The sequence below is a fragment of the Kiloniella spongiae genome, from assembly GCF_001026905.1.
Lineage (GTDB): Bacteria > Pseudomonadota > Alphaproteobacteria > Kiloniellales > Kiloniellaceae > Kiloniella > Kiloniella spongiae.
The window spans coordinates 671,330-694,158 of the sequence record NZ_LAQL01000002.1 but is presented as its reverse complement, the minus strand read 5'-3'; the positions used below and the strand labels follow the sequence as shown (position 1 = coordinate 694,158).

The following is a 22,829-nucleotide window of genomic DNA, read 5'->3' as shown; positions in this document are numbered from 1 at the left end:
TACATAATTTTTGCCAATTGGCTCCTATTTGTTCTCTTTTTGGTCTTGGTATGTTTGCGTGAATTAACACGTGCCAAATACTATTTCGGTTTTTTTCTCAGTGTAGATCGTTTTGCTGAGGTCTCTGGAAAATAAAAAAGGAGCTCGAAAACTCCTTTAATATTTGATACTTGAGTGAAACCTTAAATGCCACCCATACAGAGGTATTTGATCTCGAGGAAATCTTCCATGCCGTATTTGGAGCCTTCTCGGCCTACACCACTTTCCTTGACGCCGCCAAAGGGGGCAACTTCGTTTGAGATGATACCTTCGTTAATCCCAACGATGCCGTATTCAAGCGCACGAGACACACGCCATACGCGCCCGATATCCCGACTATAGAAGTATGCTGCGAGACCAAAGGGCGTGTCGTTTGCCATTTTAACGGCTTCATCTTCGGTTTTGAACTTATAGAGCGGGGCCACAGGGCCGAAGATTTCTTCGCTGAAAATGCGCATGTCATCGGTTACGCCAGTGATAACGGTTGGCTCAAAGAAGGTTCCACCGAGATCATGCGGGTTACCACCGATTTCGGTTTTCGCACCTTTGCTGACGGCATCATCGATAAGTTCACTGACTTTGCTTGATGCAGCAGCATTAATAAGCGGTCCTTGCTGGGCGCCATCTTCAATGCCGGGAGCAACCTTTAGTGCCGCCGTTTTTTCGACAAGCTTTTGCGCAAAGGCTTCATAGATACCTTCCTGAACCAAGATCCTGTTAGAGCAGACACATGTTTGTCCTGCATTGCGGAACTTGCTCATCATTGCGCCTTCGACTGCAGCATCAAGATCTGCGTCATCAAAAACGATAAAGGGTGCGTTCCCTCCCAGTTCCATAGAGGTCTTTTTCACGGTATCTGCACACTGTTTCATGAGAAGCTTGCCGACGGGTGTCGAACCAGTGAAGGTCAGTTTTCTGATCGCTTTGCTTTCGGTCAGGGCCTTGCCAATTTGCTGTGGAATGCCGGAAACGATGTTCATAACGCCTTTGGGAATGCCAGCGCGTTCAGCAAGCTCTGCCAAGGCAAAAGCGCTTAAGGGTGTGTCCTCTGCCGGTTTGATCACGACAGTACAGCCCGCAGCGATTGCCGGGGCGCATTTGCGGGTAATCATGGCAATTGGGAAGTTCCACGGGGTAATGGCGGCGACAACACCGATTGGTTCTTTTGTCACAACAAGACGTCTGCCGGGCAGGTGCTCTGGAATGGTGTCGCCATAGATGCGTTTACATTCCTCAGCAAACCATTCGACAAAACTTGCACCATAGGCCACTTCACCCATGGCTTCTGCCAGGGGTTTTCCTTGCTCAAGTGTCATCAGTAACGCGAGATCGCGCTGGTTTTCCATAATCAGTTCAAACCATTTGCGCATAATCTGCGCGCGCTCTTTGGCGGTTTTGTCTTTCCAGGGACCAAAGGCGTCTTCGGCAGCTTGAATGGCACGGAGTGTTTCTGTCTCTCCCATCTTGGGAACTGAGGCCAGAACATCACCATTCGCCGGGTTGGTTACAGCAAAGGTTTCTCCACTGTCTGCATCAGCCCATGCACCATTGATGTAGCATTTATCACGTAACAAAGAGGGGTCTTGAAGTTCCATAATGGCCTCGAGGATTGAAGGGGAGGATAGATAAGCAAAAAGCATCATAACCACAGGCATTGTGAGAGGACAACGGCCCAGAGCGAAATTTTGTTTAGGGCCACAGTTTGGAGTGGTGACTTTAAATGTAATGTAGGAAGTGTATCTGTTTTCATGATCTGTTTTTATGTTTCACAGATCCATCATTCGCCTTGTTTTAAGGGCGACACGCTTGTTTTTGCCACCCTCGCATAGGTGGTCTTCGATTAGGGAATTGCTCTTGCCCTTTGCTTTTTTCTTCTTCTGGGGTATATCGGGGTGCGCGATTTAAATCGAAACTGGAGCCATCCGCGCATTGTCGGGCTCCCCGGTCGCAGCCTACCCGGTAGAAAAACAAGGATTGGAACGAATGAAAACACTCGTCATCTGTTCAGGTGGCTTGGACTCGGTTACGCTTGCGCACAAGGTTGCTGCGGAGGCTGAGTTAACGCGCCTGATATCTTTCGACTACGGTCAACGTCACAAGAAAGAACTCGATTATGCCCGCCGCTGTGCAGAACGCCTTGGGGTACCGCACAATGTCATTGATATTGCCAACGTAGGTGCTTTGCTATCCGGCTCTGCCCTTACCGACGATGTTGATGTGCCTGACGGACATTATGAAGAAGAAACCATGAAGGTTACGGTTGTACCGAACCGCAATGCGATTATGTTGGCAATTGCCTTTGGCGCTGCTGCGGCCGAGAATGCAGATGCTGTTGCCGCTGCGGTTCACGGGGGGGATCACTTCATTTATCCCGATTGCCGCCCTGCCTTCATTGATTCTTTCGAGGAAATGCAGCGGCATGCGCTGGATGGCTACGCGGCGGTTAAGCTCTATACGCCCTTTGTGCATCTTCCCAAAAGTGATATTGCGGCAGAAGGCAGCCGTTTAAAGGTTCCTTTCGAGGAAACATGGTCTTGCTATAAAGGCTATGAACATCACTGTGGGCGGTGTGGTACCTGTGTGGAACGTCGCGAAGCCTTTCATGTTGCTAATGTAGAAGATCCGACAATCTATCAAGATCCCGACTATTGGCTTGAAGCTGTTGAAAAAGCCAAGGGAGCCTGATGGATGTACCGGATTTCTAAGCAATTTACCTTTTCAGCGTCACATCAGTTGATGGGTGTTCCCGAAGGACATCCCTGTTCACGGTTGCACGGTCATAACTACATTGTTGAGATCGAACTCTCTGGTGAGAATTTGAACTCGGCTGGTTTTGTTCGCGATTACCTCGAATTAAGTGAGCTGAAACAATACATCGATGATGTCCTGGACCACCGTCACCTTAATGAAGTGTTGGGGGATGATAATGTTACGGCTGAGCGCCTGTCCAAGTATCTGTTTGATTGGTCGTTTGAGCGCTGGCCAGAGGTTACGGCGCTTCGGGTGAGTGAAACGCCCAAGACTTGGGCTGAGTACAGACCATGATTACCGAAACATCAAACGATAATACATCGGGCATGAAAGTGTTTTCCGATGTGCCTCCCAATGCGCGGACAATAAAGGTCAGTGAGATTTTTGGTCCTACAATACAGGGCGAAGGTGCTCTGACGGGACTACCTACCGTTTTTGTGCGTATGGGGGGGTGTGATTATCGTTGTAGTTGGTGCGATACACTCTATGCCGTGGATTCAAGTTTTCGCGATCAGTGGAAGCCAATGTCTCCGACTGCAATCATGACTGAAGTTGCATCGCTATCTGGTGGTAAGCCGTTGTTGGTCTCTCTCTCCGGGGGAAATCCGGCGATTCAACCGCTTGGGGCTTTGATTGATTTGGGGCATGAGCAGGGTTATCGCTTTGCCTTGGAAACACAGGGTAGTGTGGTCAAAGACTGGTTTTCAAAGCTGGATAATTTAACATTGAGTCCGAAACCCCCGTCGTCCGAAATGGAGACGGATTGGGATTTATTGGCGGGCTGTGTTGCTGCTGCGGGATCTGATACAGAAACCATTATGAAGGTGGTTGTTTTTGATGATCGGGACTATGCCTATGCCAAAGAAGTACATCGACGCTTCCCGGGCCTGAGAATGTATTTGCAACCCGGAAATCATACGCCAGGTACTGTAGAAGAAACGGAACCCACAATTGATCTGTCGGGTGTTATGAACCGGATGCGGTGGCTTATCGATAAAGTGGTTGAAGACGAGTGGTACGACGCAACAGTTTTGCCTCAGTTGCATGTTTTGATCTGGGGTAATGAACGCGGTGTTTAGTCTCGCCGAGACCCTGTTAATATTATAAATTTGGTCATCAGAATAAGAGATAACGGTGGCTGCTCTTGAACATTGGAGCTTGAAAAGAAATGACAGAAGAAAGCATCTATTCAAAACTGACCCAGTTGGGTGGCGACAGTAAGTTACCGGATAGTCCGGAAGAAGCCGTGATGGAACGTGTTGCCAATCCACAAAAGGGATCAGGCTATGTTGTCCGTTTTACGGCACCGGAATTCACATCCCTTTGTCCTATTACAGGTCAACCGGACTTTGCCCACCTTATGATCGACTACGTACCGGGTGACTGGCTGGTCGAAAGTAAGTCGCTTAAGCTTTTCCTTGGATCTTTCCGGAACCACGGTGCTTTCCATGAAGATTGCACTGTTTCCATCGGCAAGCGTATCGAAGAGCTTTTAGAGCCAAAGTGGTTGCGTATTGGCGGTTACTGGTACCCGCGCGGTGGTATTCCAATTGATGTTTTCTATCAATCAGGCCCAGTCCCAGAAGGTATCTGGATTCCAGACCAGGGCGTTCCTCCTTATCGAGGTCGTGGATAATACTTAAGTTTAAATTGAGTTTGAATTTTAACAAAGGGCACTCCTGTGAGTGCCTTTTGTTGTGTTTATAATCCTTGGGTTGTGTCCGGGTTTTCTCTTATGAAAAAAGTAGTTTAAATCATACATATTGGTATCGGTTGTGATGAAATTTTAATTGATCAAATCTCATCCTCAGGTAGTTTGGGGTAACTTTAAACTAATTGACTTAGGTGTTTTTGGCCGCGGCTATAAATTCACTTCCAAACATTGTACTGGAGTACCACATGGCTGTTAAGCAGACAGAGCATAAAGACGCACTGATTTCTGGAGAAGAAGGCAAAGATCTTCTGGTTGGGCAGGCTGCTTCTGCCCTTGAAGTAACAGCCCCGGCAGGTGGTGAAACCAAAACGATCTCTCTGGAAAAAGGTCAAACAGCGACCCTTAACTTTGATGCAACGGTAGCAACCCCGGTACTGGAAGGGAATGATTTTGTCCTGACCTTTGACAGTAACGGCGATGGTAGCGCCGACAGCCGTATTGTATTCCAGAATCTGGTTGAAAACGCACAGGGCGCAGACGCACCTGTTCTTGTAATCGGTGGCATTGAACTTTCTTCAAGCCTTCTGATCGGTCAAGCACAGGCTCTTGCTGAAGGTGAAACACTGGAAACTGCAGCCGGCGCTGGCGCAGGCCCACAAGGCGGTGGTGGTAGCATTTATGATGACGATCTGGGCGATGTCGATCTTGATGGCCTTTCTGCACAAGGGGGCCTTGCAGGTTCATTAAGTGGTTTGGCGGAATTGGTTATTGCGGCTAGTGCTGAAACCTTGATCAATTTCCCTACGATTGACGCCGCGAATGAAACAGTCATTCTGGACGATGATGATGTTTCTGGTCTTCAGGGCAATAATGGTGGTGTTGGTGATGATACTCCTATCAATGTTGCGGGAACACTTTCTCATAATTATGGGGGAGATGGTGCAGGTTCACTTCTATTGTTGGCAACAGGCGCACCAGCTGGTTTTGTTTATGAATTAAGCGCTGGTGGTACTGCCTTGACGGTAACACAAGACGGTACAGCTGTACTTAGTGTAACTCTGGCAGATACAACATCTGGTAACTACAGCATTACACAGCTTGCTGCGATTGCTCATCCTGAGGGAGAAGATGAGAACAACATTGAGTTTGTTTTTAATTATCGTGTGACTGATGCTACAGGTGATTCTGTTGACGGAACGTTATCCTTATCTGTCGACGATGATACACCTGTTACTGGTGATGATACCCTTGAAGTTACGGATGAAAACGCCGGGAATATTGTAACCGGAACTCTGCTCGATAACGGCGATAGCTTTGGTGCTGATGGTGCGGGTGTTGTACGTGAAGTGACACATGATGGTGTGACCTTCACCCTAGCTAATGATGGCCAGTCTGTAGTTTCCAGTGAGCCTTCTGACTACAGCTTTGATGCTGTAACTGGCATTTTGACAGTTTCAACAACTGCTGATGCGACGTTCACAGTTGATATGGCTGGTGAAAATCTTGGTGACTATAGCTATGAAGGTCCAGCAGATCACCCTGGAGAAGATTTTGCTCTTGGTGGTGGATCTTATAACGGTAACACCTATACTCAGGCTAATCCTGCGACAGGTGTAATTGTTACCCTGACAGGCGCAGGTGATCTGATTTCTGATGGATCTCCTGTTGATGTTATTTTAACAGGATCTGAATTCGGCGGTATTGGTATCAGTAACGTTAATCAGGGGACCGGAGATGCCACCTCCATTGATGATGGTGGGGTAATGGAAAGTATTACCGTAAGTTTGTCTGATGCTGGTGGGGCAATTTCTTCTGATTATCTTGCGATTACACTAGGTTCCATTTCCGATTCTGATCCTAATGATGTTGTGAATTGGACGGTTGAGGCACCTGGTGGTCCTTTCACTGGTACGACAGTTCAGGGGCAGACTGTTCTTGAACTAGAAATCCCGGGTATGACATCCGTTACTCTGAGCCCAACCGGGTTTGGTAATGGCTTTACTGTTGAAGCTGTTTCTACAGCGGCTGACACCATGAATGAAGTCTTTGACTACACAATCGAAGACGCCGATGGGGATCAGGCCTCTGCCAAGCTGACGGTAGCAGTAACCGATGATAATCCTACAGCGGATATCGCGCTTCTGAATGGCGTTGAGATTGATCTCGACGAAACTGAGAATGACGGTGATGACACTGAGAATGACGGCCTTCTGGCTGATGTAACTGTTTCTGCCGCTGACTTGTTTGTAAATAGCTCTATCTTTGGTGCTGATGGTGAAGCCGCTTCTGGTGCAACTGAATATGCACTGAACCTTACAGATCGTCATCCAGTTGATAGTGGTCTTGTTGATGCGATAACTAATGAAGAGGTTATCCTGACACTGGAAGCTGGTGGCGATATCGTCGGCTCTTCTACAACAGGCGGTGAAGTATTCCGTGTTTCAGTTGATGCTGATACAGGCGATGTGACTGTAACTCAGTCACGTGTGTTGGAACACGATGATACTGATCACGATGAGGCTGACACTCCGGAGATTATGAATTCTGGTATCTTGAACCTGATTGTTACTGTAACCGATGCTGATGGTGATCAGTCAGCTGACAGCGTTGATCTTGGTTCTGTTATTCAGTTTGAAGATGATGGTCCATCGATCTCTGATGACTATGCTGGTCGTATCAAGGAAAAGCGTCTGGATGACAACGATCCTGACAATACGACTCTGACCGGAAAAATGGACGTTGATTTTGGTTCAGATGGTGGTTCTGTTACCGGAATTGAATTCAAAGGCTGGACTGATAGTGAAGATCTGGATCCTTCTGGAATAACACTTTATTCGGGTGGAGTTGTTGTAATCTTTACATCAGCTGTTGTAGCAAGCGAACTGGTATACACTGGTTCAGCAGCAGGTCAGGATGTAATCAAGATTGTTATTGATCAAGCTACTGGTGATTACACTGTAACCCAGCTTGGTCCGGTTGATCATCCAGATGTATCTTATGACTCAGAACACGATGCGATCCCGGATGGTCAATCTCACAGTAATGATTACGATCCGATTGATTTACGTTTTGAAGTAACTGTTACCGACGGTGACGGCGATACTGATACTGCGGATCTAACAGTGCGTATCGAGGATGACGAAGTTGATTCCCGCTCTGTCTTTGCCGATGAGAATGTTTTCATTGACGAAACGACGCTGGTTGATGGCATTGATGACAACTCCTTCATTTCTGGCACGCTTGAGCTTGGCCTTGGTGCTGACGGTGGTTCTGTAACCGATATTTGGTTCGATAGCTGGGAAGACAGTGAAGACGGTAGACCAGACGGCGAAATACTACAGTCCGGTGGTCAGGATGTTATCTTTGGCGCAGTGACTGACGATGGTAACGGAAATCTTGTTCTTGTCGGTAAGGTTGGCGTTCAGGAAATCGTTGTCGTTACTATCAACAAGACATCCGGGGATTACACAATCGAGCTGAAAGGCCCGATTGATCATCCTGATAATGGTGGAAACCATGATCCTGTTACTCTGAGTTTCCGTTACGAAACCATTGATGGTGATGGTGATCAGGATATCTCTGCTCTTGAAATTATCATTGAAGATGATGTGCCAAGCGTTGTCGATGCATCTAATTCGACAGATGAGAGCAGCTTGCCGAGTGCCTGGGCAATAGCAACAGGTACAATCGTCGCTGACTTTGGTGCTGATGGTGGCGAGTTCACTGCGATTTCGCTTGAAGACTTCACAGATGCTGCTGGTAATCCGATTGATCTTGCTGATCTGTCATCTGGTGGCAACCCGATTACTGTGCATCAAACAGTTTCCACTGATGGTAAAAGTCTGGTTCTTGTCGGGTATGCAGATGGCAAAGCTGTCTTTGATGTTTATCTGAATAAGGAAACAGGTGATTACGCTTATCGTCAATACGGTGGTGGTTTGGACCATAAAGGCGACAAAGGTATTGGTGATGCCCTGAAATTGGTATTCGGTTACGAAGTAACCGATGGCGATGGTGATACCGATAATGGCCAGCTGACTATTGAGGTGTCTGACAGTGAAACCGTTGCCATTCTAGATGAAGATCACTCCTTTAATGGTGAAAGAATTGCCGGGAATGTGTTGGATAATGACACGGTTGGTGCTGATGGGGCCTCTGTCATTTCTTATACGTATGAAGGGAAAACTTACGACATCTCCGGAGCGTTGATCATTAAAGATGTGGGCCAGTTTTATCTGAAACCCGATGGGTCATATAAATTCTACCCCGAAGGTAATCCCGACCAGAATAAGCAGGTTGAGTTTGGCTATACCATCAAAGATGGTGATGGTGATGAAGCAAGCGCGAAACTGGTTATAGACATCGAAGATGCAGTGCCAACAGCCGGCGATGAGTATGCTGGCCATATTCGCGAGAGTGATATTGCTGCGGGCACTGCTAAACAATCAGGAACTCTGGAAGGTGATTTTGGTGCTGATGGCGCCGGAACGTTCGCGATTTCTGACCTGGAGCTTGTTGTTGATGTTGATTATGGAAATGGTGCGTCAGTAGATCTGACTTCCGGTGGTGAGGTAATTACCTTTGGTTCCCCTGTTGAGGTGAACGGCCTTATGGTTATCACAGGTGTGGCTGCGATTGGCGATAATGGGGAAGACGAAGATGTACTTACCCTGAGCATTAACCCTGCAACCGGTCGCTATGAAATCATTTTGCTGAGGCCAATTGATCATCCTGATGCGGCACGTACTGATATATCTGATCAGGTTGAATTAACATTCAGGGTTGTTCTAACCGATGCGGATGGAACAACTGCAGAGGGCTCTCTTCGGTTCCGGGTTTCTGATGATAATCCTGAAGCTGTTGTTGATGAGAATGTTGCTATTGCTGCTGGTGAGGGCCTTGGTGAAGCTAAGGGGAATGTGCTTGATAATGATCTTGCCGGTGCTGATGGTGGCGTCTGGGTGAATTCTGTAACCTTTGATGGTACTGAGATTACTCTGTCTAAGGAAAATACCAGTCAACAATCCATCGCTGGTACCTATGGTATGTTGTATATTACTTCTGAAGGGCGTTATTACTACGAACCATTTGAGGATGCAGGAATTCGTCCGAATGGCCCTATCATTGAAGATTTTAGCTATACCATTACAGATAACGATGGTGATGTAAGCGCTCCTGTAAATCTCAGCATTGAGGTTAAGGGCCTGGTTACCGCAAGTACCGAGCTTTACGAAGCTTCTGGCTGGAATGCACCGGGTGAAAAGTCAGTTGCTGTTGATACTGCTGCACATAAAACGGTTACGGTTCGTGATTTTGTTGAAGCATCTGTTGATTACTCTGCGCACAAGGATGAGGAAATTATCCTGAGTGTACAGAATGCCAAGCGTGGTGATATTACCCTTGGAGATAAAGATGACATCCTTGTCGTGACCAACTCTGCTAATGGCGCTGGTTCTTCTACTTATCCTGCTGAGTTTAATATTGATGCAGGTGAAGGTAATGACACAGTATTGATCAACAAAGGTGAAGTTCGCTCAGGTGCACCGCACACGACCAATGCAACCATTGTTGATGGCAGCTTGACCAACACAAATGTTGATCTTGGGGATGGCAATGACATCTTTGTGAATAATACCAAGGCTCGTGATATTGTTCGTGGTGGCACCGGTGATGATGATATCAATACAGGTAGTGGTAATGATATTGTTTACGGCGATGAAGGGGACGATGTTATTGATGGCGGAAGTGATAATGATATCATTTTTGGCGGTGATGATAACGACATTCTCGAAGGTGGGAATGGTAACGATATCCTCTATGGCGATGACGGTGATGATACTTTAAGTGGCGGGAATCATAAGGATATACTTCGCGGAGGTGAAGGGGCGGATGAACTCAGCGGTGGCAATGATGACGATATTCTTATCGGGGGCATCGGAAACGATATTCTCGAAGGTGGGAATGGTCATGATATCCTAAGAGGTGATGAAGGTGATGATGTCCTTGAAGGAGGTAACGACAACGATCTCCTTTATGGCGGTGATAACAATGATACCCTTGAGGGCGGAAACGATAACGATACTCTCCATGGCGGTACAGGCAACGATGTACTGGCGGGAGGGAATGATGCAGATATCTTTATTTTCTCTCTCAAGGGGACAGGCGTAAATGATATTTTTGGACAGGATGTTGTTACTGATTTTAACGCTTCCGAAGATGTTCTTCGTTTTACTGATGTGGTTGATAGCGGTGCAGGTGGTTTGGATCTGGCTGACCTCAATGCCATGATTTCGAACGTTACTGATAATGGTGAGAATGGTACCGTGGTTGTTGACTTCCACAACGGTTCTTCCATTACTTTTAACAATATGGGTACAGCTGGTGGAATGATCGACAGTATTGATGATCTGGTCAACAATCCTGCGTCCCAGATTATCATCGACTAAGTCAATTGGAAGTTTAAGGTTTCGGCCTGACGGTTATTCTATGTCTTTTTATAAAGCCAGCCGATTTTATTGGCTGGCTTTATTTTGTGTTAATTGGTTTGTGTTGCTTCAGTACGGTTGGGCCTGCAGGATGATGTTATAAAAGCCTTGTTAGATACTCAAAATCTAATTGTTGAATAGAAGGCTAAGCGTTGAAATGTGACGCTTCACTTGTATGATGATTTTAAAAAGGCTCTGAATAAATCATTCAGAGCCTTTTTGTATTGTTTTGTACTGGTTTGAGTGCATGCTCTTTAATGAACCATGGGTGAGAGAAGTGAGGTATTCCCCCATTGCTGGTACGGCCATATTTCCGGTTCTTTCGCGAGTTGGCTTTGATTAGGCACAAGAGCTCTATCAAAGATTTGTTCTCGACAGCACAGCAGCATATCGATTTTTTCCCCGTTCGTTGAAAGAGGCCAGATACAGCATACAAATGGTTGCTCTTTTTCGCCGTATTTAAAAAAGCTTGGATAAGCCAGAGGTTCCCCCGTTTTGAGAACCTTTTTGTAGGCGAGGCGCATCTTGTCGAGAGAATCCTGTTCTGGAAAATCATCAAGATTGCGGTTTGAGAAGGAGCTTCCAATACGCTCTTGAATGTTACTGCCGAGTAAGCGAACTTTATAAATCGGGTTGTGATCGTTTTCGCCCTGCTCGACGTCAATCAGAGAAACATCGCCCAGAGCATAGTGAAAATCGAGCGGATCAAGATCCTTTCGGGCTGGAAAGGGTCGTTGCTGTTTTTTCTCACTCCAATAGCTGTGGAGTTTTTTCAAGGTTGCTATCAACACGGGATCCAATTTTATGGCACGATTTCCTGTCGAGCTTTGTGCCTGTTCACTTTCTTATATTCAATTGGGAGCCAGTATTTATATGATTTAGAGCAAAACGGAAGCACAAATTTTCTGATCACATCTTTTTGATGCAGGGAAAATGCTCTTTATAGAAAACTGAACAGTGGTTTCCGCAAAATTTTCATGCGGATACTGCGGTTTGTTTTTGGGTGCCGAGACCGTCAATTCCAAGCTCCATTGTCATGCCCGGTTTAAGGAAAAGCGGATCTGGCTTTATTCCCATACCTACGCCGGACGGGGTCCCTGTCAAAATAACATCGCCGGGCAAAAGCGTCATGAAATGGCTGAGATGGGCGATTGTTTCCGGAATACGGTGGACAAGATTGCTTGTTGAGCTGTTTTGATAGCGGGTACCGTCAACTTCCAGCCAAATCGGAAGTTGGTGCGGATCTTCAATTTCATCTGGAGTGACTAACCATGGACCGAGGGGACAAAAGGTGTCATGGCTCTTACCCTTTACCCATTGTCCGGATCTATGCATTTGAAAATTGCGCTCTGACACATCATTCGCTAAACAATAACCAGCGATATGATCCATCGCCTGATCAATTTCGATGTATTTTGCTTTTTTACCAATAACGACACTAAGCTCGACTTCCCAGTCAGTCTTTTCTGATCCCCTTGGGATTTCAACATCATCATAGGGGCCGGATATTGAAGAGGTTGCCTTCATGAAGATACGCGGTTCGGGTGTTGGTTTCGCGCCGACCTCTTTGGCATGGTCGTGATAGTTCAGGCCGATACAGATGATCTTTCCGACACCGGTGACACAGGAACCTATCCTCGGTGTACCCTCGACCAATGGCAAGGTGGCGGGATTAATTTTCTGTATTTTTGATAGTGTCAGAGAATTGAGATTTTTGCCGTTGATATCGTCAACGATTGCAGAAAGATCACGGATATTCCCTTGTTCGTCCAATAATCCGGGTTTTTCCTGATCAATGGGGCCGTAACGCAGTAATTTCATGGTCTCTATTCCCTGTTTTTCTTTCTTTACGAGTACAATAACGTCAGAAATTTGAAGAGACGATAGAAAGTTTTGGAAAAGATTTGTGACAGTTGGGCACGAAAGAGATTTAAATGGTTTCAAAAAGTGGCCCAGAGGTGATCTTGCCCGTGATCACCTCTGCTGATGCAGATTCTTAGAAGTCGATAACAACGTCTCCCAATGGGTTGGAACAACAGGCAAGAACATAGCCGTCGTCGATCTGTTCCTGGGTAATCCCGCCGTTATGCATCATGTGAACTTCACCGGAGACCTTTTTGACCTTACAGGTTCCACAAACGCCAAACTGACAGGCACTTGGAATATGAAGGCCCGTTTTCTTTGCTGCGGTCAGAATGGTGTCTGATTCCTGAACCCGGGTATCTTTTTTGGATTTAGTGAAGGTGACAGAGGACTTTGCATCGTCATCAATGATAACGTCATCGTGTTCTGGGCGATCCTCTTCTTCGATGATTGGGGCCTCAAAGCTCTCTTCATGGTATTGGTCCATGTTGAAGCCAGCTGTATTGAGAATATCTCGAACAGCCTGCATAAAGGGTGCTGGACCACAGCAAAAAATCTCTCGCTCTTGATAATCGGGTGAAATCAGTTCCAACATCAATTGGTTGAGACGACCTGTATACCCGGTCCAGGCACCATAAGGATCAGGCTCTTCGCAGGCATAGGCAACTTTGATGTCGCTGACGCGGGCGCTCATGCTTTCCAGTTCGCGGCGGGCAATGATATCCGAAGGTGTTCGGGCGCAGTGGATAAAATGCACATCTGTATGGGTGCCTTGATCAAAAAGCCAGCGTGTCATGGAAAGTGTCGGCGTAATACCTGCCCCACCTGAAATAAAGAGATATTTATCTGCCATGTGGTTGTGCAGGGTAAAGAGACCTGCAGGGCCATGGGCCTTGATTTTATCACCTTCTTTCAGGTTTTCGTGTAACCAACAAGAGGCATAGCCATCTTTATTTGCCTTGACCGTAATGGAAATTGACAAGGGGCGCGATGGACTGGAAGACAGGGTGTAGGTCCGTAGAACAGGTTTGCCATCAATTTCCAACTCAATGGTAATGAACTGTCCGGGCAGGTAACGAAACCAGCTGTTGTCTGTGGTTTGAAAGCAAAATGTTTTGACGTCGTGCGTATCCTGAAGGATCATCACGCACTCTAGCATTTGAGAGTGGCTATCCCACGGCGTCGTTGTGTTCAAATCTCTAATAGCCTGCTTAACAGCCATTTCAGCCATTTTAGAGTTCCCCAATTAGTCGCCCTTTTGGGCTTTATTGATTTTGAGGACGCAGTCATTGCGCCCTCGTACAGTTTAAAAATGAATGCTTATTCGCTGGCGGCGAGCTGGAGCTTGGCAGGGTCAAACAACTTGCCGAGCATGTGGGCGCTATACCAGTTAATGAAATTGATAACGCCAAACTCGGCACCTTCTGCATAGGGGCCGGGCTGATAGGCTTTAGAGTTGATACCCAGTTGATTGTTTTCGGCCAGTTCTCTGTCCTGATGGTTTGTGGCGTTCCAGACTTTAACCATTTTCTCCAGGTCGTAATCGACACCTTCGACAGCGTCTTCGTGGACAATCCACTTGGTTGTCACCAATGTCTCTTGCGGACCCACAGGCATCACGCGGAAGACAATTGAATGGTCCCCCATGAAATGATTCCAGGTATTGGGCAGATGTAACAGGCGCATTGAACCCATATCCGGGTCGGTCAAATCACCCATTAGCTTTTGACAGGCAACAGAACCATCCATGGTCATGGAATGGATACCCTCTGCCAATGGCATGCGAACAGCACGGTATTCCAAATTGTGGAGGGTGCTTTCGTGGGCTATTCCTAAGGCATCCCAGTCGCGGGTTTTCTTGGCGACCAGTGCTTTGAATTCAGGGGTCGCGCGCGGATCATCTGTATTATCGAACTCTAGAAGGGAGTTCAGAAGCTCGGGGTGTGAGCCATTGCAGTGATAGCACTCGCGATTGTTTTCGATTACCAGCTTCCAGTTTGCTTTCTCGCTGATGGTAATTTCGTGAGCAACTTTGGCTCTGTCCAATGCGTGTGGCTTGAGGAAAGGTTCGACGGCTTCTTTGAAGGGGGCAAAGGCAGGGGGATTTTCATCAAGGCAGACAAAGATCATGCCGCCAGCAATGCCAATGTTTGCTTTCTTTAGGGGGAAATCGGCCGGGTTAAAACTTTCGCCCATGTTGCCGGCAAACAGCAGGTTGCCGTCGAGATTGTAGGTCCATTGGTGATAGGGACAAACCAGTTTTGCTGTATGGCCTTTTTCTTCCAGACAGACTTTGGAACCGCGGTGGCGACAGGTGTTGTAGATTGCATGGACTTCGCTGTTATCGTCTCTGACAATAACCAGAGGATTGTCACCGATTGATAGGGTGAAGAAGTTTCCGGGCTTGGGGATGTCGCAAACCAGACCAGCAAAAATCCATGACTTCCCGAAGATGTGTTGCATATCGAGTTTGAAGAAATCCGGATCGTTATAAAACTCTCGCGGCAGGCTGTAGTTCTGTTTTTTACTGCGAAGCAGGTCAAACATTGTGTCGTGGGCTGATACAGTCATCTCTCGGTCCTATCCAGCAACAAGCGCTACCCAGATATTATTTTCTGAGTGGTAAATTCTGACGAGCGACGGGGAGGGGAACAGCATTGTCTCTGCGCGCTTTTATGCTGCTTAGAGATCAACAGGTCGTTCCAATCGCCCACCGCGACTACTAGACTTGCCTCAGGCTGGTTTCCGGGCTCGAGAGGGCCATGAACTATGGCTAAGATCACACCCTTCCCAGAGCTTAATCCAGTGGATATCTTGTGATCTCTGGTCCTCTCCTACCGTTGCGGGGGCAGCGTCGGGTTTGCGCTGTGGGACGTAAAGTTGCGCGGACCGACTTCCCAATTATTTTCATGAAATCAAAATATTAACTTCATGAAACACCTGGAGGAGTTGTCATTTCTAAATTCATTACTAAGGCCGATTTTATGAAACCGTGCCTCGTGGTCGCCCTGAAAAACGACAGCGAGATCGACGTTTGCGACACTGTAATTTATGCTTGTGGAAATAGGTCGTTGCCATGGTAAAAGGTGTCGTGATTATTTGAAAACAATGGAATTTTTTTATGAATTCTCGTCATGTTTCTATTACCGATGAGTTGCAGGAGTATTTAATCAGTTTTGGTGGGCGTGAAGATTCGCTCTTGGCCCGACTGAGAGCAGAAACACTGCAGATGAGATTCGGCCATATGCAGGTGTGCCCGGAACAGGGACAGTTCCTGTTCTTTTTGGTGAAGTTGCTCAAGGCACGATCGGTTTTGGAAATTGGTGTTTTCACGGGCTACAGCAGTTTGTGTATGGCCAGGGCGTTACCTGATGATGGTGTTTTGCTTGGACTGGATAATCAAAAGAAGTTCACAGACATTGCCGAAGCTTTTTGGCTTGAAGCTGGCGTTGAGGACAAAATAGAACTCCGCCTGTGTGATGCCTTGGCAGAAGTTGCCAGATTGGAAGACAAAGGACTTGAGTTTGATCTGATTTTCCTTGATGCGGATAAAGAGAGATATCCAGAATACTACGAAGCTTGCCTCAAAATCCTGAAGCCTGACGGCTTGCTCGTGATTGATAATGTTCTTTGGTATGGAAACGTCGCCAAGGTAACTGTGACAGAACCGATTACAGACGCTATTCGTCGATTGAATGAAATCGTTGTCAAAGACGAACGGGTCGAAATGGTGACACTTCCCTTTTCAGACGGCATGACGCTGGTTCGTAAAAAAGACATTTAGTGCTAAAAAATATCAGATCATCTCCATAAATCTTACTAAAGTACATCTTAAGCGGATAGATCTCTGAGGGCCTGTACTATTCGGGCAAAGGCCTCTGCTGCTCTTGGGCTACTGTTACGTGCGCGCAGCCAGCCATGCATCAGACCCGGCTCAACAATGGATTTTACTTGAACGCCTTTGGCTTTCAGTTTGTCGGCGTAATCCGGTCCGTCATCAGCTAAGGGGTCAAGCTCTGCCGCACTGATAAAAGTTGCTGGAAGTTTTGAGAAATCGTCAGCTTGCGCCGGGAAAACTTTAAAGTCTTGCTTGTTTCCTTCGGTAGCTTTATGGCCGAGATAATAGTCGATGAAGGTATCCAAATCGGGCGTGCTGAACAAAGGTGCCTGTGCCTGTGTGGTCCGTGAAGGAAGATCTTCACTTGTCAGAGCAGGATAGATTAGTAACTGTCCTCTGAGTGATGGGGGGGTAAAACCAAGCAGGTTTATGTCCCGTGCAATAAGAGCAACACTTGCCGCCAGCGAAGCGCCAGCTGAATCTCCTCCGATGATTAGGCGATCACTATCGGCCCCGAAGATGTCCGGGTTTTCTGTAATGGCCTGATAAACGGCCCAGCAATCATCGAGAGCTGCTGGATACACATGTTCTGGGGCCAAACGGTAATCAACTGCTATTACCTGTATCTTTGCCTGACTGGCAAGATCAGCCGTAATAGAATCGTGACTATCCAGATCGCCAAGAACCCAACCACCGCCATGAAAATATAAGAGAGTTGGATATGGCTCCCCAATCGTATCAGTAGGGCGATAAACCCGGATAGGAATATCACCTTCCGGGCCTTCGACGGCGCCTTCGAGAACCTTAAGGTCCTCGGGGTGAGGGGTATTGTAATGCTGACACATCAGATTGTAACCGGCTCTGATATCATTCAATTCGGTTGTTCCTGGTATGGAAAAACTTTCTGATACAGAGACGAACTCTTGAAGTTCTTTATCCAACTCCTCACCCATAGGCATACCTTTGTAAAGTAGTGTGTTTTACAGAATACAGTGCTTTGCGAAATCAGTGGCTTCATTCGCAGACCAATCACCTTTTGGCTTTTCTTTCAATGCATCACACCATTCTGTGCTGCCAACTTCTGGTGAGCAGGCACTAAGGCCGGTAATGAAAAGAGCAGCAAGAACAAGTTTTAAATAGGTCATAAATTCCCCCGGAATAGATCATGAATGGGTAAAGGATTAAATTGCAAGCATGATAAGTCAGAAAACCGTTTGACGCTACCTCGTGATTTTACGTAAGGAGAAAACATTGTTTTGTTACAGCAACGTATTGGCAAAGATCTATTAGAGATCCAGTGTTAACGTTGGTGTTTTTGCTCTGGAACAACAAACCATGATCTGTTGGTTTTCCTTTTTTTCTGCCTCGGTCAGTATCATATCACGATGATCTGCTTCGCCGTGGATCATGCCTGTTTCACAAGTGCCGCAGATACCTTCGCAACAGGCATGATCTATAAAAAATCCGTTTTCTTCCAGAACGCTCAAGATGCTTTTATCAGCGGGGACTTTTAATACACGTCCTGTGCTTTGGATAATGATTTCAAAGCTACCATCATCGTCTCGTGGGCCGCTATCTTCGCTTGCAGAAAAATGTTCAAACCTGACGCTTCCCTCTGCCCATGAACTGGTCGCAAATTTAACCGCATCCATCAGGCCGGTTGGGCCGCAGCAGTATATTTTCACATCTGGTTCAGGGCGTCCGAACAGGACCAATGTGTTCAAGGGGCCGTGAACGTCATCATACGAAAACACAACATGCTTTGATAGTTCTGAAGACTTGAGTTCTTCTAAAAAAGCGGCGCGTTGTTCATTGCGACAGGCGTAATGCAGTTGAAAAGGTTTGTCGATAGCTTTCAAGCGGCGCGCCATAGACATGATTGGGGTTATGCCAATTCCACCCGCGATCAGTTTGTAACGTTGAGCTGTTTCATCGAGGGTAAAATTATTTCGGGGGGCAGATATTTCAACTGCATCGCCGACTTTAAATTGATCGTGAATGAGACGCGATCCCCCCCGACCGTGCTCTTCCTTTTGAATGCCAACGACGTATCGGTTTCGTTCCTGTGCAGAGTTCGACAAGGAATATTGCCTGATCAGGCCATCGGGCAGGAAAAAATCAATATGTGCACCGGGAGTAAAGGGAGGGAGTGGCTCGCCATCAGGGCTGACGAGTTCATAGGTCTTGATATTGAGGGCTTGATCCTTGATTGCATTAATAAGAACCTTGATCCTCTGTGCCATGGCCTCACGTGCTCCTGAAATATTATCTATTTGCTTTTATAGGTGTGTCTTTACGGAACAAAGTACAATATGCGACATGGGTTTACCACAAAGTGTTCTCGAGTAAGTGTTTGTTTCTCTGTTCAATTTCCACTTTCTTATTCTTGTGTTTCAAATGAATAGACACTTTCCTCCCGCGTCTCCTGTGTTAATCTGCAGCTATGATTGCAGAAAAAAATAGCATGAGAAAGTGGGGGCGCAGGCTCTTGTGGTTTGGGGCAGTGATGCTTTTGATCATTGGTTCCGCAATCTATTATCGTCTCCCACTTGCTCAGTATCTGTTGGATCAGGTTGCAGACAATTTGGCATTACCCGGCTTTTCAGCCGAAGTTTCGGAAGTATCCCACCGTGAAGTGATTATTCAGAATGTGGTTGTCGGGATTGAGAGCGAGGTTACCCTTGATCGTCTTGTTTTATCCTACGATCTGATGGATTTGTGGCAAGGTGGTGAGCTGGCGATTGGTTTGGATCGCCTGCTCTTGTCGCTTGATGTCACTGGACAAGGACCTGTATTAGGATCTTTGGGCAGTCTGTTTGGATCTGACGGACAAACAGAGACACAATCATCCCTACCGGTACTCCCCTTTAGACCAGCACTTAAAATCAATAACAGTAGCCTTCAAATCATGACGGATCTGGGGGCAGCACAGTTGCCCTTTGCTGTTGAAGTGAAAGGACACTCGGAAGATGATGTGCAGGGATGGATCAGCTTCGAAGGGGGGCGCTTAGCTGACTATGAACCAGAAGAATTTTATCTCGGCGCAATTTTTTCAAGTTCTGATCTGCAAATTGACTGGGATATCAAATGGCAGAAAGCTGGCCTTTCCGGCGAGGGTGCAGCATCTTTTTTTCTGGATGATCCTGGCCTGAACTGGAATGTTTTCGGGGATATAATTGGTAATATTCCAAAGGCCTTTTTGCCAGCTGATATCGAACATACCGGGATGAAGGTTAATCTGGATGGTGTCGGGCAGATTGATGTGGGGGAGGTCCAGCCGTCAAAGTGGCGTGAGGCAATTAATCCCCTGATGCTTCATTTTGGACAGGCGACAGTGAATTTGATTGCAAATATTGGGGTTGAAGGTCAACTGGTTTCAGGGACCCGTTTTGATGGGCAGATACCCTTAACGTTTATGCAAAAAGGTCCCGAGACCAAAATTGGCCTTAATGAAGTTGGACAGTTTAATTTAACGAATTGGACCGCCGATGAAATTATTCCTCCTGTCATAAAACAAATGTTTGGCCCGTCCTTATCGGGGCAAATCAATCCTGCCGAAACTGCGATTACTTTTCTCTTGAATGATGAGCAGCCTGTCGCAGGTAAGATTGGTGTTAAACTCCGCGGGGAAACACCTATTGAGATAACGTCTCTGATGAAGGCAACGGGAAGTATCAGTCAAGGATATGACCAAATACAACTCGAAAATGGAACTCTTGATCTCAGAGGAAAAGCATTAGAGCTTGTCGGGCATAAAATATCTGACGGGTCATTAACAGCCGCCGTATCAAAAGACACCTCTGAGGGGTGGCACGGTGAGTGGACGGTGAAAACAGAGAATGTTGATAATACTCAGTCAAAACAACATGCTGACTACCTGATAAAGGTTTCAGAAGGCACCGCACAAGGAAGCTTCTCCTTAGATAAAGATAGGTTGATCCTCAAAGGTGATGGGGGGCAAGTCGAGCTTGCAAAGTTCGAAGTCCCGGGCGTTATTCGAACTCAAGCTAAAGAGGTCTTCTCTTTTAAGAATCTCGAGAGTGAACTTCAACTTCTGCCGGATACAGCAGAAAATGCTGTCGAGCTCAGGGGTGTTTCCGCTGACTTCAGTGTTAAAGCCGTGAAGTTCAATCTGATCAAAGAAAACAAAGACATCATTGTTTCTAATTTTCTGAGTAGCCTTCGGGGACGCGAGGGAGGCAAGTGGCATATCGGGACAACAATATCCGAAATCGAGCTGCCTGATCAAAAGTTAAAGATCAGCTCTATTCGTAATGATATCTCCACGCCTTTTTTCCAACCTGCGAATGACTTTGATGTTAAGGCATTTATTCTTGATAGCCGATCGGAAGCAAACATCAAACAGGAAGATCCCGAACTTGGATTGCCCACATTTACTTTTAAGAGCGAGACATCAGGTCTTCCGGAAAAGACGGCTTTATCTGCTGAGATAAAACTCTTTGAAGGAACGAAATTATTAAACCTTGAAGGGGATATGAATTTAATCTCTCTTAACGGAGATATTGAGGCAGTTATCCCACCGATTTTGTTTAGCGAAAACGGCATCCAGCCAAAGATATTTACCCCGCACCTGTCTGACCTGAAAGTTCTTGATGGCACGGTTTCCGGACGCGTCGAGATAAAGCTAGATAAGGGTATCCCTGACGGGCACGGGTATTTGAATGTGGATCTATCCGATGCAGAGATTAACGAGCTTCCTTTTAAAGGTTTGGTGGGACGGTTTTTCTTTCAAGGCATAGCAGAGCCTGTTTTGCCACCGGGACAGAAACTTGAAATTGCGTCTTTTGATGCCGGGATACCAATCTCTGATATTGAATTGGTGTTTGGTGTTGTGCCCGAAGCAGATGATTTTATTGTTGATCTACGGACTGCCGTATTGATGATAGCTGGTGGTAATCTTGGCTTCGATCCTCAAAAAATTCCGATTCTTGCGGATCAAAAATCGGTACTTTTGCAAATTAAGAAATTGGATTTAAAAGAGCTCTTTGCCTTGATTGGACGCGAAGATTTGAGTGGAACGGGGCAATTAACAGGTGAGATTCCAATTAAGTTTGAAGGCGATCAGATTATTATTGAAAAAGGTGCTTTGTCGACAGAAGGACCTGGGGTCTTACAAATTCGTTCGCAACTGATAGCGGATGCCTTGGCGGTGGGCGGCGAACAGGTTGAACTCCTAGTAAAGGCTTTACACAATTTTGAATATACGGAACTCACGCTGGATATTGATAAACCAATCAATTCTGCGGCTCAGGTAAGTTTGGGTATTAGCGGTGCGAATAAAGATGTTCTCGATGGGCATCCTTTCCGATTGAACATTAATCTCGAAACGAAGGTAGAGCCTTTGCTTGAGGTTCTCTTGCAGGGGCAAAAGCTTTCAAGGGGATTGGTTTCCGGACTGTTGAATCAATGAGCAATAACAATGTCTGAAATGGTATTTAAATCATAAGGAGGCGCAAAAATGCCTTTCCCTTGCCTTATTTCGATGACTATTCTTCTGGGGATTTAATGATTAATGGCAGAGGATAACGCCTTGGGTGGCCTTCTGAATGAAAATATAAACAAGCAGCTTGTTCTTGTTGCCGCGGTTGTGATGGGACTTCAGGCTTGTACGCCAACGGTTAGGGTTGAAGCGCCGAAAGAGCCGATTACGATCAACCTTAATATCAAGTTGGACGCTGAAGTACGTGTCCGTCTGGAAGATCAGGCGAAAGATGACATTAATAACAACCCAGATCTCTTCTAGATTGTCGGTGGAGGAAACTGAAACAATGGTTTTTAAAAGCATGAAGATGTTGAGAGTTCTGTTTGTGGCTTTTGCATTTGCATCTGCATCTGTCATTCCAACAGCCTGGGCTGCTGATCTGGACGGTTTGCGCAGTTCTGGTGCAGTTGGTGAGCGTTATGATGGTATGGCGGTTGCGCGGGATGGTTCTGTATCTGACTTTGTGTCTGCAACAAATGCAAAACGGACACAAATCTATCAAGTACGTGCGAACAAAGAAGGTGTGAGTGTCAAGCAGGTTGGCATGGTTTACGCCAAACAGATTATGAGCAAAGCCCCAAGCGGAACCTGGTTCCAGGCCGAAGATGACTCTTGGGTTCAAAAATAAAAGCAACCTTATAAGAAAGCTAATCTAAGGTATAAAGCTCAGTTAAAAAGCCCCGCTATTCAGCGGGG

At 46.5% G+C, this 22,829-nt stretch carries 17 protein-coding genes and 1 riboswitch; of the genes, 9 read left to right on the top strand and 8 right to left on the bottom strand.

Translation table 11 applies throughout. The features are described from left to right. Window positions 1-182 precede the first annotated feature (182 nt). Window positions 183-1,634, bottom strand: a complete 1,452-nt coding sequence (locus tag WH96_RS03220; protein ID WP_082130319.1) for an NAD-dependent succinate-semialdehyde dehydrogenase — start codon at window positions 1,632-1,634, stop codon at window positions 183-185. 388 nt (window positions 1,635-2,022) lie between these two features. On the opposite strand from WH96_RS03220, the gene queC reads away from it, so the two are divergent. From queC to WH96_RS03195, 5 genes are all read left to right on the top strand, one after another. Continuing rightward, a complete protein-coding gene (gene queC / locus WH96_RS03215) occupies window positions 2,023-2,724 on the top strand; it encodes a 7-cyano-7-deazaguanine synthase QueC (RefSeq protein WP_047762631.1) in 702 nt (233 codons plus the stop codon). Between the two features lie 3 nt (window positions 2,725-2,727). Then, a complete protein-coding gene (gene queD, locus WH96_RS03210) occupies window positions 2,728-3,084 on the top strand; it encodes a 6-carboxytetrahydropterin synthase QueD (protein WP_047762630.1) in 357 nt (118 codons plus the stop codon). Next, window positions 3,081-3,869: a 7-carboxy-7-deazaguanine synthase QueE gene (gene queE / locus WH96_RS03205; protein ID WP_082130297.1), complete on the top strand. Its 789-nt coding sequence runs from the start codon at window positions 3,081-3,083 to the stop codon at window positions 3,867-3,869. The genes queD and queE overlap by 4 nt, the downstream gene beginning before the upstream one ends. A gap of 89 nt (window positions 3,870-3,958) precedes the next feature. Beyond that, window positions 3,959-4,426 (top strand): preQ(1) synthase, encoded by a 468-nt coding sequence (gene queF / locus WH96_RS03200; RefSeq protein WP_047762629.1) that lies wholly within the window; start codon window positions 3,959-3,961, stop codon window positions 4,424-4,426. Between the two features lie 263 nt (window positions 4,427-4,689). Then, complete coding sequence (locus WH96_RS03195; RefSeq protein WP_047762628.1) at window positions 4,690-10,890, top strand: DUF5801 repeats-in-toxin domain-containing protein; 6,201 nt, start codon at window positions 4,690-4,692, stop codon at window positions 10,888-10,890. 293 nt (window positions 10,891-11,183) lie between these two features. Here the strand turns inward: WH96_RS03195 and WH96_RS03190 are convergent, their stop codons facing one another. The 4 genes from WH96_RS03190 to WH96_RS03175 all read right to left on the bottom strand — a co-directional run bounded on the left by WH96_RS03190 (window position 11,184) and on the right by WH96_RS03175 (window position 15,363). Then, complete coding sequence (locus WH96_RS03190; protein ID WP_162200106.1) at window positions 11,184-11,717, bottom strand: PAS domain-containing protein; 534 nt, start codon at window positions 11,715-11,717, stop codon at window positions 11,184-11,186. A gap of 187 nt (window positions 11,718-11,904) precedes the next feature. Next, window positions 11,905-12,750, bottom strand: a complete 846-nt coding sequence (locus tag WH96_RS03185; protein ID WP_047762626.1) for a fumarylacetoacetate hydrolase family protein — start codon at window positions 12,748-12,750, stop codon at window positions 11,905-11,907. A 175-nt stretch (window positions 12,751-12,925) separates the two neighbouring features. Then, window positions 12,926-14,023 (bottom strand): hybrid-cluster NAD(P)-dependent oxidoreductase, encoded by a 1,098-nt coding sequence (locus tag WH96_RS03180; RefSeq protein ID WP_281175821.1) that lies wholly within the window; start codon window positions 14,021-14,023, stop codon window positions 12,926-12,928. 89 nt (window positions 14,024-14,112) lie between these two features. Further along, window positions 14,113-15,363: an aromatic ring-hydroxylating oxygenase subunit alpha gene (locus WH96_RS03175; RefSeq protein ID WP_047762625.1), complete on the bottom strand. Its 1,251-nt coding sequence runs from the start codon at window positions 15,361-15,363 to the stop codon at window positions 14,113-14,115. Between the two features lie 148 nt (window positions 15,364-15,511). Continuing rightward, window positions 15,512-15,751: riboswitch (cobalamin riboswitch) on the bottom strand. Between the two features lie 162 nt (window positions 15,752-15,913). Between WH96_RS03175 and WH96_RS03170 the strand changes: the two genes are divergently transcribed. Then, window positions 15,914-16,576 (top strand): O-methyltransferase, encoded by a 663-nt coding sequence (locus WH96_RS03170; RefSeq protein ID WP_047762624.1) that lies wholly within the window; start codon window positions 15,914-15,916, stop codon window positions 16,574-16,576. 47 nt (window positions 16,577-16,623) lie between these two features. Here the strand turns inward: WH96_RS03170 and WH96_RS03165 are convergent, their stop codons facing one another. The 3 genes from WH96_RS03165 to WH96_RS03160 form a co-directional block, all read right to left on the bottom strand. Continuing rightward, on the bottom strand, window positions 16,624-17,583 hold the full coding sequence (locus WH96_RS03165) for an alpha/beta hydrolase (protein WP_047762623.1): 960 nt from the start codon (window positions 17,581-17,583) through the stop codon (window positions 16,624-16,626). A gap of 27 nt (window positions 17,584-17,610) precedes the next feature. Beyond that, window positions 17,611-17,775, bottom strand: a complete 165-nt coding sequence (locus WH96_RS21705) for a DUF3012 domain-containing protein (protein WP_082130294.1) — start codon at window positions 17,773-17,775, stop codon at window positions 17,611-17,613. Between the two features lie 141 nt (window positions 17,776-17,916). After that, window positions 17,917-18,873 (bottom strand): PDR/VanB family oxidoreductase, encoded by a 957-nt coding sequence (locus WH96_RS03160; RefSeq protein WP_047762622.1) that lies wholly within the window; start codon window positions 18,871-18,873, stop codon window positions 17,917-17,919. A gap of 221 nt (window positions 18,874-19,094) precedes the next feature. Here WH96_RS03160 and WH96_RS03155 point away from each other — a divergent pair, with 221 nt between their 5' ends. The 3 genes from WH96_RS03155 to WH96_RS03145 all read left to right on the top strand — a co-directional run bounded on the left by WH96_RS03155 (window position 19,095) and on the right by WH96_RS03145 (window position 22,761). Then, window positions 19,095-22,061, top strand: coding sequence for an intermembrane phospholipid transport protein YdbH family protein (locus WH96_RS03155; RefSeq protein ID WP_047762621.1), 2,967 nt, complete (start codon window positions 19,095-19,097; stop codon window positions 22,059-22,061). A gap of 102 nt (window positions 22,062-22,163) precedes the next feature. Continuing rightward, window positions 22,164-22,394, top strand: a complete 231-nt coding sequence (locus WH96_RS03150; protein WP_047762620.1) for a YnbE family lipoprotein — start codon at window positions 22,164-22,166, stop codon at window positions 22,392-22,394. A gap of 25 nt (window positions 22,395-22,419) precedes the next feature. Further along, entirely contained in the window at window positions 22,420-22,761 is a 342-nt protein-coding gene (locus WH96_RS03145) for a YdbL family protein (protein ID WP_053005615.1), read from the top strand. Window positions 22,762-22,829 lie beyond the last annotated feature (68 nt).

Excerpts from the sequence above, each read along its gene's own strand:
- WH96_RS03220 (WP_082130319.1), bottom strand. The coding sequence starts at position 1,634 with ATGGAACTTCAAGACCCCTCTTTGTTACGTGATAAATGCTACATCAAT.
- queC (WP_047762631.1), top strand. The coding sequence starts at position 2,023 with ATGAAAACACTCGTCATCTGTTCAGGTGGCTTGGACTCGGTTACGCTT.
- queD (WP_047762630.1), top strand. The coding sequence starts at position 2,728 with ATGTACCGGATTTCTAAGCAATTTACCTTTTCAGCGTCACATCAGTTG.
- queE (WP_082130297.1), top strand. The coding sequence starts at position 3,081 with ATGATTACCGAAACATCAAACGATAATACATCGGGCATGAAAGTGTTT.
- queF (WP_047762629.1), top strand. The coding sequence starts at position 3,959 with ATGACAGAAGAAAGCATCTATTCAAAACTGACCCAGTTGGGTGGCGAC.
- WH96_RS03195 (WP_047762628.1), top strand. The coding sequence starts at position 4,690 with ATGGCTGTTAAGCAGACAGAGCATAAAGACGCACTGATTTCTGGAGAA.
- WH96_RS03185 (WP_047762626.1), bottom strand. The coding sequence starts at position 12,750 with ATGAAATTACTGCGTTACGGCCCCATTGATCAGGAAAAACCCGGATTA.
- WH96_RS03180 (WP_281175821.1), bottom strand. The coding sequence starts at position 14,023 with ATGGCTGAAATGGCTGTTAAGCAGGCTATTAGAGATTTGAACACAACG.
- WH96_RS03175 (WP_047762625.1), bottom strand. The coding sequence starts at position 15,363 with ATGACTGTATCAGCCCACGACACAATGTTTGACCTGCTTCGCAGTAAA.
- WH96_RS03170 (WP_047762624.1), top strand. The coding sequence starts at position 15,914 with ATGAATTCTCGTCATGTTTCTATTACCGATGAGTTGCAGGAGTATTTA.
- WH96_RS03165 (WP_047762623.1), bottom strand. The coding sequence starts at position 17,583 with ATGGGTGAGGAGTTGGATAAAGAACTTCAAGAGTTCGTCTCTGTATCA.
- WH96_RS21705 (WP_082130294.1), bottom strand. The coding sequence starts at position 17,775 with ATGACCTATTTAAAACTTGTTCTTGCTGCTCTTTTCATTACCGGCCTT.
- WH96_RS03160 (WP_047762622.1), bottom strand. The coding sequence starts at position 18,873 with ATGGCACAGAGGATCAAGGTTCTTATTAATGCAATCAAGGATCAAGCC.
- WH96_RS03155 (WP_047762621.1), top strand. The coding sequence starts at position 19,095 with ATGAGAAAGTGGGGGCGCAGGCTCTTGTGGTTTGGGGCAGTGATGCTT.
- WH96_RS03150 (WP_047762620.1), top strand. The coding sequence starts at position 22,164 with ATGGCAGAGGATAACGCCTTGGGTGGCCTTCTGAATGAAAATATAAAC.
- WH96_RS03145 (WP_053005615.1), top strand. The coding sequence starts at position 22,420 with ATGGTTTTTAAAAGCATGAAGATGTTGAGAGTTCTGTTTGTGGCTTTT.